Origin of the sequence: Prevotella scopos JCM 17725 (genome assembly GCF_018127785.1) — a bacterium.
Taxonomy (GTDB): Bacteria; Bacteroidota; Bacteroidia; order Bacteroidales; family Bacteroidaceae; genus Prevotella; species Prevotella scopos.
This window is the reverse complement of the sequence record NZ_CP072390.1, coordinates 1,646,751-1,661,068: the sequence shown is the minus strand read 5'-3', so window position 1 is coordinate 1,661,068 and position 14,318 is coordinate 1,646,751. Positions and strand designations below refer to the sequence as shown.

Below are 14,318 nucleotides of genomic sequence, written 5' to 3'. Positions count from 1 at the left end.
TTAGACTATCGTTTTATAATTTGCTGTCACTACTGTCATCCATATTAGCTTGCTAATTAGTTTGGTTACAGGTACTTTTACGAAGTGTTAATAATGACAGCAACTAAATGTAAAACTAAAATTGATTATTTTAATAGGCTTTTATAACATTGTAATTTTATTTTAAAGGTAATAAGGAACTTAAATTGATGAAAGTTTTTATGATAATATTTTATGTGTTTAATCGTTATAGTGTTTAGATTATTATTGTTTGATTTTTAATTTATTGATTATGATGGAAGGAAAGAGCATAATAGAGAATGAGTCGTTTTTTAATGCTAATGATACTTTAATGGGGCAAGATGGAGGTATTGCTCATGACAACTCTAACTCTCTTAACGATGAAATAGTTTCTTTTGATAAAGGTAGTGATACATTTAATAGTAAAGATGAAGTACGCCGACAAAGAAGGGAGAATGAAATCCATGAATTAAAAGCATCGAAGGCTTACAAGTTTATTAGTACGGTAACAACTTTAGCAGATAGATATTTCTTAGATGCCCTTTTGGGTTTAGTTCCATCAGTGGGAGACCTTGTTTCATCAATTTTTGGTTTGCCGTTTATATATGTTACTTTATTTAAAGTCAAGTCTATTCCGCTTACATTGGCTGTTATCTATAACTATTTAGTAGATATTTTGTTGGGCAGCATCCCTTTTTTTATAGGTGATGCCATAGATTTTTTCAGCAAGGCGCATGTCAAGAACCTAGATTTAATTACACGCTATGTAGAAGGAGATAAGAAAACAATACGTAAGGTGAGATCGAAAGCATTGATAACAGCTTTACTTATCCTCATTCTTAGTGTAGTTATTTATTTTGTCTTTAGGTTATTGATAGGTGTCACGGCATGGACGTGGACTTTAATAATCGACATGTTTAAATGGTTGGCAGGACTATTCTAACTAATTAAGATAGTTTAGAAGGATAATATTTGAAATTCAATTATAAAAGTAGCCCCTACTAATGAGCATCTATTTGTCATTAGTAGGGGCTACTTATGCAACCTTGAAAAACGTGATTATTTACAATAGAAGTTTAAATCCTTTGGAATTTTTACCCACTTGTTATTGACAACAATCTTCATCGTGCTCCCTTCAAGTCGAGTCAGTGTATAAGTCCCATCCGAATTGCGTTTTAGTACGGCTTTCAGGTCTTCACTGCCATAGTCATTGATGATCGTTAGTAGTGCTTTTTTACCTTTTATGGTAGCATCAGAAATGATCCACTTGCGCGTATCACGTACTGCTCCAAAGTATCCTGGTACCTCTCCGAAGATTTCTTGGCGTGGCACGGTGATATTATTATGATAGAAATCAATATCCATCCATACTTGAAATTCATCATTGACGAGATGCGTCTTGAATATGGAGTCATTCGTATGTATAAGCTTACCATTTTTAGATGAGGATGTTTCATTCTTTGTAGTGGGTAAGTTGTCTTGCGCTAATATGTTGGTTGAAAAAGCCAACATAGCCATTATTGTCAGTATAATCTTACGTTTCATATCTATAAATATTTGTTATTTACAAAGTTAATGATTTTAATTAATTAATTCCATGTGTTCCTTAAAAATCTGCAGATTAAATTGTTCCTTTCCTTATTTTATATTACCTTTGTGCCGATATATATCAAATATTTAAAGGAGAAGATGTTGTTTCCAGATTATATTTTTGAGACCAGCTGGGAAGTTTGTAACAAGGTCGGAGGAATTTATACTGTACTTTCTACTCGTGCAAAGACATTACAAGATAAGATAAAGGATCGTATCATTTTCCTTGGTCCTGATTGCTGGCAAGAGAAACCGTCCCCTTATTTCAAGGAGGATAAGAAGTTGTTTGCTGCATGGCAGCAGAAAGCAGCCTCCGAGGGATTGTCTATAAAAGTAGGTCGTTGGGAGATTCCTGGCGAACCGATTGCTATACTTGTTGATTTTCAATTATTTTTTGCTCACAAGGATGAGTTTTATGGTAAGCTTTGGGAGTATTATCGTGTTGATAGTCTTCATGCTTACGGAGATTATGACGAGTCAGCAATGTTTGCTTATGCTGCGGCACTTGTCGTAGAGAGTTTCTATAGATTCTATCTTAGTGAGAAAGATAAGGTTGTCTTCCATGCAAACGAATGGCAGACAGGCTTTTCCGCCCTCGTATTGCAGCATCGTCTGCCACAGATAGCAACGATATTTACAACTCATGCAACCGGTATTGGTCGCAGTATAGCGGGCAATAACAAGCCATTGTACGAATATCTCTGGGCTTATAATGGTGACCAGATGGCTTCGGAACTCAACATGGAGAGCAAGCATTCTATTGAGAAACAGGCAGCACATCATGTTGATTGCTTTACAACTGTGAGCGATATTACTGCAACAGAGTGCAAAGAATTGCTAGATAAACCTGTCGATTTAGTTCTCCCAAACGGCTTTGAGAACGACTTTGTACCAAAGGGCGCAACCTTCACAAAAAAGCGTAAGGCAGCACGTAAGCGTTTGCTTGATGTAGCCAATGCACTGACAGGTGATGGTATACAAGATGATGTGTTAATCGTTTCAACTAGCGGACGATATGAGTTCCGCAATAAAGGTATTGATGTGTTCATAGAGTCAATGAACCGCTTGCGCTTTGATGAGAACCTGAAGAAGCAGGTTGTAGCTTTCATTGAGGTACCAGGATGGGTAGCAGGACCACGTCAAGACCTTATAGAGCGCCTCGATAGTGGCAAGCAATTTGACACTTCATTGGAGAAGCCTGTCCTTACACATTGGCTCCACAATATGGACCATGACAATGTACTCAATATGCTCAGTTCGCTTGGTATGAATAATGCAAAGGGCGATAAGGTAAAAGTCATATTCATTCCATGTTATCTGACAGGTGATGACGGCATAATGAACATGAGCTATTATGATCTTGTATTGGGCAATGACCTCTGTGTCTATCCGTCTTATTATGAGCCATGGGGCTATACCCCATTAGAGGCAGTAGCCTTTAAGGTTCCTTGTATTACAACCGACCTTGCAGGCTTCGGCTTGTGGGCAAATACAGAACGAGGAAAGTATAGTGAGATAGAAGATGGTGTAAAGGTATTACATCGTACAGATTATAATTATTCAGAGGTAGCTGATGGTATTAAGGATACCATAGCCCAATACTCTAGCTTTACAAAGGTGGAGGTGAACAAGTGTCGTTCAAATGCTGAAAAGCTCTCCCGTAAAGCCCTTTGGAGTGAGTTTATCAAGTATTATGAGCAGGCTTACGACATAGCATTAAAGAAAGCAGCTGCACGAAACAACCGATAACTGCTTTAGTTCCAAAATAAAGAAATAACAGTCAAACTATAATAAGTTATGAAAATTAAATCAGATTATTCCAACGAACCTCAGTGGAAAGAGGTAACTGTAAAGTCAACTCTGCCAAAGGAATTGGCATGTCTTGATGAGCTTGCTCACAATATGTGGTGGGCATGGAATTACGAAGCACGCAACATGTTCAAAGCTCTTGATGAGGAACTCTATGAAGAGGTTGGACATAATCCTGTTCAGCTCCTTGAGCGTCTTAGCTATGACCGCAAGGAAGCTATCGTAAAGGACAAGAAGCTGATGAAGCAGGTGAATGATGTCTATAAGAAGTTCCGTATTTATATGGACGTTAAGCCTAATAAGAAGCGTTCTTCTGTAGCTTATTTCTGTATGGAGTTTGGTCTTAACCAAGCTTTGAAGATTTATTCTGGTGGTCTTGGTATATTGGCAGGTGACTACATTAAGGAGGCTTCTGACTCTAATGTAGATTTCTGTGCTGTAGGTTTCCTCTATCGCTTTGGTTACTTCACACAGAGTCTTTCTATGGATGGACAGCAGATTGCTAAGTATGATGCACAGAACTTCAACTCTCTTCCTATTGAGCGTGAGCTTGATGAGAACGGAAATCAGGTTGTTGTTGATGTTCCTTACCGTAACTATATGGTACACGCACTTGTATGGCGTGTAAACGTTGGACGTATTAAGCTTTACTTGCTCGATACAGACAACGATATGAACTCAGAGTACGATCGCCCTATCACTCACTCACTCTATGGTGGTGACTGGGAGAACCGTTTGAAGCAAGAGATTCTGCTCGGTATCGGTGGTATTCTTACCTTGAAGAAATTGGGTATCAAGAAGGATATCTATCACTGCAATGAAGGTCACGCAGCTCTTTGTAATCTCCAGCGTCTTTGCGACTACATTGAGAGTGGCTTGACATTTAATCAGGCTATGGAGCTTGTACGTGCTTCATCACTTTATACCGTTCATACTCCTGTACCAGCAGGTCACGACTACTTCGATGAGGAACTCTTCGGTAAGTATATGGGTGATTATCCTGCAAAACTCGGTATTTCTTGGGATGAGTTCATCGGTATGGGTCGTACCAATCCTGATGATCACAGCGAGCGTTTCTGTATGAGTACCTTCGCTTGTAACACCTGTCAGGAGGTCAATGGTGTATCAAGACTTCATGGTTGGGTAAGCCAGAAGATGTTTGCTCCATTGTGGAAGGGTTATTTCCCAGAGGAGAATGCTGTAGGTTATGTTACCAATGGTGTACACCTCCCAACATGGACAGCAACAGAGTGGCGTAAGGTTTACGATAAGTACTTCGATGAAAGTTTCATGAGCGACCAGAGCAATGAGTCTATCTGGCACGCAATCTATAATGTTCCAGATTCAGAAATCTGGGAGACACGTATGGCATTGAAGCAGAAACTTATCAAGTATATCCGTGATAAGTTCACCAAGCAGTGGCTCCGCAATCAGGGTGATCCAGCTAAGGTTGTATCTATCCTTGAGCGTATTAACCCTAACGCATTGATGATTGGTTTCTGTCGTCGCTTTGCAACTTACAAGCGTGCACACTTGCTCTTCACCGACCTTGAGCGTTTGGAGAAAATAGTAAACAACCCAGAGCGCCCAGTTCTGTTCTTCTTCTCAGGTAAGGCACATCCTGCTGATGGTGCAGGTCAGGGACTTATCAAGCGTATCTTCGAGATTTCACGTATGCCACAGTTCCTCGGTAAGATTATCTTCCTTGAGGATTACGATATGCAGTTGGCTCGTCGTCTCGTATCAGGTGTTGACATCTGGATGAATACACCAACTCGTCCACTCGAGGCAAGTGGTACATCTGGTGAGAAGGCAGAGATGAACGGTGTTGTTAACCTCTCAGTACTTGATGGCTGGTGGGTTGAAGGCTACCGTGAGGGAGCTGGATGGGCATTGCCAGAGAAGCGTACCTATCAGAATCAGGGTTATCAGGACCAGCTTGATGCAGCTACTATCTACGGTCTGCTTGAGAATGAGATTGCTCCTCTCTACTTCAATAAGAATCAAGAAGGCTACTCAGAGGATTGGGTTAAGGTTGTAAAGAACTCTATTGCAACTATTGCCCCTCATTATACAATGAAGCGTCAGCTTGACGACTATTATGACAAGTTCTATGAGAGTCAGGCTAAGCGTTCTCATAAGCTTGAGGCTAATGACAATAAACTTGCTAAAGAGATTGCTCTTTGGAAGGAGTCTGTTGCTGAGCGTTGGGACAGCATCTATGTTGTATCTAAGGACGAGGATGCTTTGCAGGATATTTCTACAGGTCATAAGATTAAGGTTACTTACGTTATCGACGAGCAGGGCTTGAACAATGCTGTAGGTCTTGAGTTGGTATTCTTAAAGAATGCACCAGTTGATGACGTTAACATCCACAAGGTAATCCCATTCAAGATGGTGAAGACAGAGGGTAATCACTATACTTTCGAGGCTACTTTCGATGCAACAGAGGCAGGTGCTTATAAGTGCGCTGTTCGTATGTATCCTAAGAACGATCTCCTGCCACACCGTCAGGACTTCGCTTACGTGAAGTGGATTGGATAAAAATAGTCTGAGGACTAATCAATAATAAAAAGCCATTCCTAAACTCTGTAAAGGGTTGGGAATGGCTTTTTTGTGTTTATATGCTATTGAATTATCGCTGGACTTAATCTATTTTATAATGATAATGTGCCATTTTTGTTAATGTGTTTACCATTTGGTTACAGTCTTCTACTTACGCCTTTTTATACATCTTGCGATAACGTGAACCTATGTTGATGATTTTCTTCTCATGTTCTAACTGTGCTGTAAGTTGATAGGCGTAGGTTGTAGAAAGGTTCAGACGGCGACGGAGGTCGTTAACGGTGATTATCGGATTCTCTTCAAACAACTCTTTCAGTGCAGCGTTAACGGTTGATTTTATAGGAAGTGTGGATGTACCGTCTTTGTAGGTTTTGTTTTCAAAAATCATCTTTCCTAACGCTTCGTGAAAATCCTTATCGGGGCGGAATCTAATTTTGCGCACAGCAACATTACGGAGTTGGTGACGATGCGTCTTAGGGTCTTCGTACATGTCCCCTTTAAGGGCAAGTGAGAAGAATCCAATGCCCGGTAGATGAACTGTATTCCCACTTTTTAGCTCCTCTGCTAATTCTGTTTTTAATGCCGAGATAGTACCGAGAATGTCGGCTGTTGTAAGCGTTGTTGCTTGTTGGATATGCTGACAGATTCTCTCTATTCCCGTGACATCTTTCTTGATAGGTACGATTCTTAGTGCTTTACGTTGTGCGAGTTTACCGCTTGTTCTTAATAGTTTGTAATTTACAGTCATAGCTTTACGTTTGTAATAAGGGTTAATAATCATCTTTTCCGTGAGCCGTTAGTGTGTGAAACGAGTCTCTATAATCACATACTTTTAGCTTAGGCAGAATTCTTTTCACGAAAGAAAGAAATTATTTACGTGAAAATAAATATTTCTTTTCATGAAGAAAAATATTTTCTTTCATGAAAATAATTCGTAATTGCTGCTGCAAAGATACTGGTTCGTTGTCCGCTTTGCAAGGATGAGCTATGTAGTAATCTGTATATTTGTGCTATTTTGCGTGGGTGTAGTTTTGGGATGGGTAGGTAAAAGGGTAAAAGAAAAGCTCTCAGACCAATGAGGGGTATGGTCTGAGAGCTATGGTTTGAAAGTAACCCCCTATTGATTTACTTTCCGAGTGTACTTTATAGAAGGGGGATGATAAATATATGTAATGATATAAAATACTTTTTTACCACACGAACTTGTATTGATGGCTACCGCTTGTCATTGCAGTTGGGAAACCATTATTATTGACAGTCCACGTAAAGTTGTTTTTGTTGCCGTTCTTATCAATAAGCTGTACAGGCAAGTTCTTAGTTGCTTTTCCAAGCAATCCTGCATAGTAGGCGTATTTCATTGCGCCAATGTCAATACCAAACGTTGTATTGAAGAGCATAATGTTACCCTTGTTCACTATAGGAGTAGGGGTTGTATCTGAGGTATAAGCAACTTTATAAGTGTCTTTTTTTCTTGTTGTTGTTTGTGAAACGATAGTTTTTGTCTCTATTTCAGAGATGTTGCTATCTTTATAAGTCAAAGTAAATTCTTTGTAGTCATCTGCTGAATGGATTATATTAATTAGTTGGTCATTATCGTTATAAGTGAACCTCCATGTATCTTCCTTTGTATTTCCCTTTTGCTGTATCATGCATTCTCTAACAAAACCGTTGTAGTTCAGATACATTCTGTAGAACGTTGTATCTCCATTACATTCTACTTTCATGAAGACATTTGGGATTACAATAGCACGTGTTTTTGTGTTATTGTATTTGAAAGATACCGTTTCATCCTTAGTCTTAATGCCTGTAACCAATCCTCTGTCATCTGTTTGGATAGTCATACTATCCGCCTCTTTAGGTATGCCATTAGTGAATACCTTTGAAAGGTCAATTGTTACAGGATCTGGCCAGCCGTCAATAATCAAGTCATCATCGTTTTTGTTACTGCATGATGAAAAAAAAGATGTTGCACCTATTACTGCTGCAGTAAGAAGTGCGATTGTAATAGTTTTTTTCATTGTCCTTTTTTGTGTTATAATTAGTAATTGGCACGTTCTTGTCAACTCATTGGCTTGTGCTTTTGATCTCTGTTGCAAATATATAAAAAACTTTCTTCAATGACCCGTTTCTATACTATGATTTTATTAGTTTAGGGTGAAAAAGTCAGCAATTAGCTTTATATCATAGCTTCGCTTTTTTCTGTGTTTCTTTTAGAACATTTCCTTTCGATAGTCACCCGTCAATAATTCCTGTTGTAGAAAAGCGTATGTATAGCCCGGACTTTGATAATACAATCCTGTTGATTGGTCCTGAATACGGTTGTAAGTGTCAGAGTTATAGAGCATATCAATAGCTTCAGACATAGTACAATGTCTGTCTTTCATCAATAAGGCTATAAGTTCTGCACATACATCCTCTTTCATCATATTAATCTGTTCGTCAGTTAGTTTCATAATTTCTTTAGTTTTGATATTGCTAATTCAGTTCCGAAGTAATATTGAAATGTTATACCTTGTGAGTACTTCAGTTCGTTGACGAGTTGTTCCAGACTTATCATCCCTGTTTTATATCGTCGTAGTTGAAAGGTTACACCATCATCAGCGATAGGTCCATAAACAATATCATAGTTATGGCAAGGTTGTTCTATGTTGATGTCTCTGTTCTTAAGAACAAAATTAGCCCATTCCTTGCTGTATTTTCAAAGCGCAGAATCTTTAAGCTGTTATCATCAAGTATTGTCTCATCAAATTGGTATTTATTGAGTGTAGGCTTTCCTTCAAGTAAGATTGATGTTCTTTGTTCTGCCATGCGTTGTGCCTGCTGCTTATCGGCTGACAGATAAAAGCCTTTGCCAAAGTCCTTGTATGGTTGGGACTTTGTAAGATCAATCTTGTCAATATCAATATTAGAACCATGATAGAGAATCATAGGCTTTATCATTTTAGCGCACCACCATTCCTCTCACAGATGATAGTTATGTCATGAATAGCATCTTCGAAGGATTGTGTGTGTAGGACATCGTAAAAGGACATCAAGTAGTCTATTCCCTTAAAACGCTTAAGGTAATTGTATGCCTGTCGCTGACCAAGATTAAATTTCTTGGCAAACTCTGCTATTAAAGCAATGATGTAGCGTATTTGATTTGTTTCCTCTCTTGACATACTTTGTTCATTATATTCACGACAAATATATGAATTATTTTCCGAAATACTACTATCTGTCTACGAAAAGTTTATAGCAATGCGGGTTAATTGGCTTGGTTGATAAGGTTCACCACTACCTTTACCATTATATCCTTTTCCTCTGTCTTGCTCTCAGCAATCATTAGGGTGAGGGCAACGAGGGTGTTGTCAGCAATTCGCTTGGTGCCATCAGGACGATAGAGGATGGCATTGTTGTTCATAAACCATAGGAAGAGAGTGGCTGCAATGCGCTTGTTTCCATCACTGAACGAGTGATTCTTAGTGACAAGATAGAGAAGCATAGCTGCTTTCTCCTCCACACTTGGATAAAGTTCCGTACCATCAAAGGTCTGATAGATTTGTCCGATAGAACTTTTGAAGGACTCATCCTTCTCATTACCAAAGAGTACCGAACCACCAAACTTCTGTCGAAGAACATCTATCTCGTGCATAGCATTCTCGTATGTGGCATGGAATGGCTCTTCTTTGGTAGTCTTGGCGATATGTAATCGCTGGTAATCATAGTTGTCGAGTGTGTCGAGTGCGTAGGTATAGTCTACAACGACGTCAAAGAGTGCATTGCTTTCGTCCGTCGTCTTTGCAGGTTGTTGCTGGATGGCTCTGCCTAATACTTGTATGAGTTGGCGTAGTTCTGCAATCTGATGTTTGCGAATGTTCTCGTTGATAGCATAGCCTTTGACAAGATATTGCTTGAGAACTGAGTTTGCCCATTGGCGGAAACGAACGCCCCTTTGGCTATGTACTCGGTAGCCTACAGATATAATTACATCAAGAGTATAATATGGGACAGGCTTTTTTATACCATTAACGTGCAAAAAATGCACGTTATTCTCTCGTGTTAGTTCTGCTTCTTTAAAAACATTGTTTACGTGTCTTCGTATGTTTGACTCTTCTTTGTCAAAGAGTTCTGCCATTTGCTTTGTACTTAGCCACACGGTCTCTCCTTCCAACTTCACATCAAGTTGGGTTTTACCATCTTCACTTTGATAGATGATAATTTTGTCGTTTAGATTCTCAGTCATGTTATTTAGGTTTATAGTTGTTAGTCGATAGGCGAGGGATAGTTTAATCCCTCGTCAGTTTACGACTCATATAACGTACAGGATACCACACAGAAAGCCAGCCAACAAGGATAACTGTGAGGAAGATAGTGATGATATCTTCGGGGTGAACACTGATTGGATAAGCATTGACAACGAAGTTTCCTGCTTGATCACCGAGCTGTACAAGTCCGTATGTCTGTTGCAACCAGCAGAGTAATAAGCCGAGTGCAATACCGATAACAGCCCCCGCTGCAGATATCATTCGACCTTCAAAGAGGAAGATACGACGTATCTGACCATCTGTTGCACCGAGGTTGCGCAGGGTAATAACGTCATTCTTCTTGTCAATGATGAGCATAGAGAGCGAACCAATGATGTTAAAGCACGCCACCATAAGGATAAACGTGAGGAAGACGTAGGCAAAGAGTTTCTCAATACGCATGATATTAAACGTATCAGCCTGCTGTTCATAGCGGTCTAATACCTTGTAATTGTCACCGAGAAGGGTTTGTATTTCTTCCTTAGCTTTGTCAATATCGACACCCGGTTTCATGCGTAATTCAAGTGAGGTAATCTCTCCCTGTCGGTTGAAGACACGGCGTGCGAACTCGAGAGAGGTGATAATGTACCCCTTGTCATACTTCATCTGCTTCACTTGGAAAAGTACTCCAGGGGATATCAATGAATCCTTTACGAAGGCATCGGTAGGATTAGATGCATCGTACTGTCCCTCTCGTTGTGGTGCATAGATGTGTAGATAATCCTGCCATTCTACCCCAGTACCGAGGTCTTGTGCCAATCTGATACCAAGAACACCGTATTGCAGGTTGGCAGTGTGAAGTCTGAAGTCACCTTCACCATAGAGAATATTACTGATATGCGTCAGCGAGTCGAAGTTGTCTTCTACTCCCTTCACGTTCACCATCGCCTGTCTGTCATGATAGACAGCCAATGCTTGGTCTTCTACGCACTCTGTAGCAACTTCTACCATAGGCAGTTTCTTAACCTTTAAGAGCAATGGGTCGTTAGCTGACATAGCCTTACCCTTGGCTGCCTCAATCTTTATTTGTGGATCGAAGTTGGTGAAAAAGGATGCGACAAGGTCAGAGAAACCATTGAATCCGCTCAATACAACGACCAACGCCATTGTCGCCACAGCCACACCGAGTACGGAGATAAGACTGATAACGTTGATGGCATGTGTACTCTTCTTTGAGAAGAGGTAACGGCGGGCAATGTAAAAAGGGAAGTTCATGATGGATGTTGGGTGTTGGTTGTTGAATGTTGGGTGATGATGGGTAGGGGATAGGTGTTGAATGATGGGTGTTTAAGATTTGTGGGGTGTTAATACATTTTATAGAAATCATCAACACCCATCATTCAATACCCATCACCTAACAATCTACTTCTTTAGCAACTCATCAATGCGCTCCAAATAGTCGAGGGAGTCATCAATGAAGAAGCGAAGCTCGGGGATGATGCGTACTTGGTTGCGTATGCGTTGTCCTAAGTCGTAGCGGATAGTCTTCTCATTGGCATTGATGTTTTTTAGTATTTCGTCTCCCTTTTCAGATGGAAAGATACTGAGGTAGGCAGTACAGATACTGAGGTCTGGGCTTACCTTTACACGCGTTACACTGACCAAAACACCATGCATCATACGTGTCTGTGTTTGGAAAATACTTGCTAACTCCTTTTGAAGAAGTCGTGATATGCGGTTTTGTCTTGTCTCTTGCATTGTCTGTTCTATTTTGTTTTATATTGCAAAGGTACTGAAAGTTTGAGAAACCCACAAACATTTTTGCCCTTTGCCTTTTGTGTTGTTTTAGTAATTGCGCCCCTTTTTACCAAGATAGAGTAGGGCATGGTTTCTCGTTTCTCTTTTTGGTAATCACTGCTCTCTCTTCGGGGGAGGAGGTAGCATGGCACTATGTAGCTTTTATTTCTTTCTAATCAATGTCAATCCATCGCGTAAAGGGAGGATAACCTTCTCAATGCGGTCGTCTTTTGCAATAAAGTCATTGAAATGTCGGATGCCAATTGTTTGTTGGTCGTGATCGTAGGCAGGGTCAATGACGTGCCAGTCCCACAATGTGTTGTCAGCGAGGATATAACCACCGGGACGGATGATGGGCAATAACTTCTCATATACTTCTGTATAATTGCGTTTGTCACCATCAACGAAAGCCATGTCAAACATAATCCCTAACTTTGGTGCCTCCTCTGCAGCGTCACCGATACGGAAGTCAATCTTATCCGCAACAGGCGACCCTTCAATCCAAGGGCGGGTGAAATCCTCCATCTCGTCATTGATTTCAAAGGTATAGAGTTTGCCTCCTTCCTCTAATCCCTCAGCCATACAGATAGCCGAATAGCCACTGAAAGTACCCACTTCCAGAATATTCTTAGGACGTATCATTTGTACAAGCATCTTCAGGAGACGACCTTGCAGGTGTCCGCTTGTCATACGTCCGTGAATTGTATGAATATTTGTGGCACGATAAAGGCGGTAAAGATAATCGCCTTCTGGGTCGATATGCGAAGCAAGATAGGCATCGCAGCCTGCTTCATCGGTGAGAGAAGTATAGGTGTTGGTTGTAGGCATGGGTTATAATGGTGATGATGAGCGTTGAAAGGTTATAGGAGTGACAAAGCTTCCATAGCCAACCTGTAACTGTTAAGACCAAAGCCCTGAATAGTTCCCTTGCAGGCAGGGGCAATCATAGAGTGTCGACGGAAGTCCTCACGGTCGTTAACATTACTGATATGTACTTCAATCACTGGTGTTTGCAGAGAACGGATGCAATCCAAAAGCGCAATACTTGTATGCGTATAAGCCCCAGCATTGAGGATGATACCATCATACGAGAATCCGGTTTCCTGCAGTTTGTTGATGAGTTCGCCCTCAACATTACTTTGGTAATAGTCAATGGTACTGTTAGGATAGCTCTCACGCAGTTGTGAAAGAAACGTGTCCATAGACAAACTACCATATATTTCAGGTTCACGCACCCCTAAGAGGTTCAAGTTAGGACCATTAATAATGATTACTTTCATATCTCTTTCTTCTCAAATATCGTTTTTTGATGTATCTTTGCACGTAAATTGCAGTATGCAAAAATAAGAAATTAAATGGAAACAGGCAAGAATTCAAAGGATATTGTCAGCCGTTACCGTCGTTATCTGAAGTTAGAGAAAGGCTACTCGGCTAATACGTTGGATGCTTATATGCGTGATGTGGATAAGCTCTTGCGCTATCTTGCTGTTGAACAGGTTAATGTCTTGGATGTGAAGTTGGAAGACTTGGAACATTTTGCAGCCTTTATCTCCGATCTTGGCATTGGTCCTCGCTCTTTGGCTCGTATTCTTAGTGGTGTGCGGCAGTTCTATCGTTTCCTCGTTATTGATGGTTATTTAGAAGTTGACCCGACTGAGTTGTTAGAATCGCCAAAGCAACCTGACCACTTACCAGAGGTTCTTTCCACGGCAGAAGTAGACCTCTTAGAGCAGGCAATAGACCTTTCAAAGTGGGAAGGGCACCGCAATCGTGCCATTATCGAAGTCTTGTTCTCTTGTGGACTGCGTGTGTCAGAACTTATAAACCTCAAACTTTCCAACCTATATATTGAAGAGCAGTATGTCCGAGTGATGGGTAAAGGCTCGAAGGAACGTTTGGTTCCTATCTCACCACGTGCCTTGGACGAGCTAAGTTATTGGTTTGCGGATCGTAATGTGATGAAAATCAAACCCGGAGAGGAGGATTATGTCTTTCTCAATCGTCGTGGACAGCATCTTACTCGTACGATGATTCTTATCATGATTAAGCGTTATGCGGTTGAAGCTGGCATCAAGAAAACGATTTCTCCACATACACTTCGCCACTCCTTTGCCACCTCCTTGCTCGAAGGTGGTGCCGACTTACGTGCTATTCAGGCAATGTTAGGACACGAAAGTATCGGTACAACAGAGATTTATACCCATATAGATACCTCAACATTACGGCAAGAAATACTAGAACATCACCCCCGTAATATCCTATATACAGAGCGTCAGCAAATGGATTTATCAACAGAATAACCTTTATTGACGTTTTGACAACATATAAAAA

14 protein-coding genes and 1 pseudogene are annotated in these 14,318 nt (G+C 40.5%); 4 read left to right on the top strand and 11 right to left on the bottom strand.

Annotated features, from left to right (window positions below):
• The first annotated feature begins 271 nt into the window (after positions 1–271).
• Positions 272–943, top strand: a complete 672-nt coding sequence (locus J4856_RS12260; protein ID WP_025839757.1) for a DUF4112 domain-containing protein — start codon at positions 272–274, stop codon at positions 941–943.
• A gap of 116 nt (positions 944–1,059) precedes the next feature.
• On the opposite strand, the gene J4856_RS12255 is transcribed toward J4856_RS12260, so the two are convergent.
• Entirely contained in the window at positions 1,060–1,545 is a 486-nt protein-coding gene (locus tag J4856_RS12255) for a hypothetical protein (protein WP_025839758.1), read from the bottom strand.
• Between the two features lie 144 nt (positions 1,546–1,689).
• On the opposite strand from J4856_RS12255, the gene J4856_RS12250 reads away from it, so the two are divergent.
• Positions 1,690–3,339: a glycogen/starch synthase gene (locus J4856_RS12250; RefSeq protein WP_025839759.1), complete on the top strand. Its 1,650-nt coding sequence runs from the start codon at positions 1,690–1,692 to the stop codon at positions 3,337–3,339.
• A 48-nt stretch (positions 3,340–3,387) separates the two neighbouring features.
• A complete protein-coding gene (gene glgP, locus J4856_RS12245) occupies positions 3,388–5,943 on the top strand; it encodes an alpha-glucan family phosphorylase (RefSeq protein WP_065367671.1) in 2,556 nt (851 codons plus the stop codon).
• Positions 5,944–6,115: 172 nt separating this feature from the next.
• Here the strand turns inward: glgP and J4856_RS12240 are convergent, their stop codons facing one another.
• The 10 genes and pseudogenes from J4856_RS12240 to aroQ all read right to left on the bottom strand — a co-directional run bounded on the left by J4856_RS12240 (position 6,116) and on the right by aroQ (position 13,267).
• Positions 6,116–6,712, bottom strand: a complete 597-nt coding sequence (locus tag J4856_RS12240; protein ID WP_025839760.1) for an HU family DNA-binding protein — start codon at positions 6,710–6,712, stop codon at positions 6,116–6,118.
• Between the two features lie 442 nt (positions 6,713–7,154).
• Complete coding sequence (locus tag J4856_RS12235) at positions 7,155–7,982, bottom strand: DUF4595 domain-containing protein (protein ID WP_025839761.1); 828 nt, start codon at positions 7,980–7,982, stop codon at positions 7,155–7,157.
• 192 nt (positions 7,983–8,174) lie between these two features.
• Positions 8,175–8,417 (bottom strand): hypothetical protein, encoded by a 243-nt coding sequence (locus J4856_RS12230; protein ID WP_025839762.1) that lies wholly within the window; start codon positions 8,415–8,417, stop codon positions 8,175–8,177.
• Positions 8,414–8,892: pseudogene (locus J4856_RS12225) on the bottom strand (DUF3990 domain-containing protein). Before J4856_RS12225 ends, J4856_RS12230 begins: the two are co-directional and overlap by 4 nt.
• Before the next feature lie 8 nt (positions 8,893–8,900).
• Positions 8,901–9,125 carry a DUF3791 domain-containing protein gene (locus tag J4856_RS12220; RefSeq protein ID WP_025839763.1) on the bottom strand — a complete coding sequence of 75 codons (225 nt, stop codon included), beginning with the start codon at positions 9,123–9,125 and terminating at the stop codon, positions 8,901–8,903.
• An 86-nt stretch (positions 9,126–9,211) separates the two neighbouring features.
• Positions 9,212–10,189, bottom strand: a complete 978-nt coding sequence (locus tag J4856_RS12215; protein ID WP_025839764.1) for a virulence RhuM family protein/type II toxin-antitoxin system death-on-curing family toxin — start codon at positions 10,187–10,189, stop codon at positions 9,212–9,214.
• A 43-nt stretch (positions 10,190–10,232) separates the two neighbouring features.
• Positions 10,233–11,465 carry an FtsX-like permease family protein gene (locus J4856_RS12210; protein ID WP_065367672.1) on the bottom strand — a complete coding sequence of 411 codons (1,233 nt, stop codon included), beginning with the start codon at positions 11,463–11,465 and terminating at the stop codon, positions 10,233–10,235.
• 147 nt (positions 11,466–11,612) lie between these two features.
• Positions 11,613–11,948, bottom strand: a complete 336-nt coding sequence (gene rbfA / locus J4856_RS12205; protein WP_025839765.1) for a 30S ribosome-binding factor RbfA — start codon at positions 11,946–11,948, stop codon at positions 11,613–11,615.
• Between the two features lie 201 nt (positions 11,949–12,149).
• Entirely contained in the window at positions 12,150–12,815 is a 666-nt protein-coding gene (locus J4856_RS12200; protein WP_065367673.1) for an O-methyltransferase, read from the bottom strand.
• A 32-nt stretch (positions 12,816–12,847) separates the two neighbouring features.
• Positions 12,848–13,267 (bottom strand): type II 3-dehydroquinate dehydratase, encoded by a 420-nt coding sequence (aroQ, locus tag J4856_RS12195; RefSeq protein ID WP_025839766.1) that lies wholly within the window; start codon positions 13,265–13,267, stop codon positions 12,848–12,850.
• Positions 13,268–13,342: 75 nt separating this feature from the next.
• Here aroQ and xerA point away from each other — a divergent pair, with 75 nt between their 5' ends.
• Positions 13,343–14,287, top strand: coding sequence for a site-specific tyrosine recombinase/integron integrase (gene xerA, locus J4856_RS12190; RefSeq protein ID WP_025839767.1), 945 nt, complete (start codon positions 13,343–13,345; stop codon positions 14,285–14,287).
• The last annotated feature ends 31 nt before the right edge of the window (positions 14,288–14,318 follow it).

Coding starts and splice junctions, on each gene's coding strand:
- J4856_RS12260 (WP_025839757.1), top strand. CDS start 272: ATGATGGAAGGAAAGAGCATAATAGAGAATGAGTCGTTTTTTAATGCT.
- J4856_RS12255 (WP_025839758.1), bottom strand. CDS start 1,545: ATGAAACGTAAGATTATACTGACAATAATGGCTATGTTGGCTTTTTCA.
- J4856_RS12250 (WP_025839759.1), top strand. CDS start 1,690: ATGTTGTTTCCAGATTATATTTTTGAGACCAGCTGGGAAGTTTGTAAC.
- glgP (WP_065367671.1), top strand. CDS start 3,388: ATGAAAATTAAATCAGATTATTCCAACGAACCTCAGTGGAAAGAGGTA.
- J4856_RS12240 (WP_025839760.1), bottom strand. CDS start 6,712: ATGACTGTAAATTACAAACTATTAAGAACAAGCGGTAAACTCGCACAA.
- J4856_RS12235 (WP_025839761.1), bottom strand. CDS start 7,982: ATGAAAAAAACTATTACAATCGCACTTCTTACTGCAGCAGTAATAGGT.
- J4856_RS12230 (WP_025839762.1), bottom strand. CDS start 8,417: ATGAAACTAACTGACGAACAGATTAATATGATGAAAGAGGATGTATGT.
- J4856_RS12220 (WP_025839763.1), bottom strand. CDS start 9,125: ATGTCAAGAGAGGAAACAAATCAAATACGCTACATCATTGCTTTAATA.
- J4856_RS12215 (WP_025839764.1), bottom strand. CDS start 10,189: ATGACTGAGAATCTAAACGACAAAATTATCATCTATCAAAGTGAAGAT.
- J4856_RS12210 (WP_065367672.1), bottom strand. CDS start 11,465: ATGAACTTCCCTTTTTACATTGCCCGCCGTTACCTCTTCTCAAAGAAG.
- rbfA (WP_025839765.1), bottom strand. CDS start 11,948: ATGCAAGAGACAAGACAAAACCGCATATCACGACTTCTTCAAAAGGAG.
- J4856_RS12200 (WP_065367673.1), bottom strand. CDS start 12,815: ATGCCTACAACCAACACCTATACTTCTCTCACCGATGAAGCAGGCTGC.
- aroQ (WP_025839766.1), bottom strand. CDS start 13,267: ATGAAAGTAATCATTATTAATGGTCCTAACTTGAACCTCTTAGGGGTG.
- xerA (WP_025839767.1), top strand. CDS start 13,343: ATGGAAACAGGCAAGAATTCAAAGGATATTGTCAGCCGTTACCGTCGT.